This is a genomic window from Kitasatospora sp. MY 5-36 (assembly GCF_001182915.1).
Classification (GTDB): domain Bacteria; phylum Actinomycetota; class Actinomycetes; order Streptomycetales; family Streptomycetaceae; genus Kitasatospora.
Genome location: NZ_LFVW01000643.1, coordinates 1 through 321, shown reverse-complemented (window position 1 = coordinate 321; position 321 = coordinate 1). Strand labels below are relative to the sequence as shown.

General features: G+C 77.3%; 1 protein-coding gene. It reads right to left on the bottom strand.

The features are described from left to right. Positions 1-321: ketoacyl-synthetase C-terminal extension domain-containing protein (locus AE652_RS32505; RefSeq protein WP_049658125.1), on the bottom strand; the 321-nt coding region annotated here is incomplete at both ends.

The window sequence follows — 321 nt, the reverse complement described above, 5'->3', positions numbered from 1 at the left end:
GTGGTTGCGGCGGGAGCCGGTTCGGCGGGGGCCGCCTCCAGGACGACATGGGCGTTGGTGCCGCCGATGCCGAAGCCCGACACGCCCGCGCGGGGCGGGTGCGCGGTCTCCGGCCACGGGGTCGGCTCCGTCAGCAGCCGCACCGCGCCGTCCCCCCAGTCGACGGCCGGCGTGGGCTCGGTGATGTGCAGCGACTCGGGGAGCGTGCGGTGCCGCAGGGCGAGGACCGTCTTGATGACGCCCGCGACGCCCGCCGCCGCGAGGGTGTGGCCGAGGTTGGACTTCACCGAGCCGACCAGCAGCGGGCGTCCGTGCGCCCGG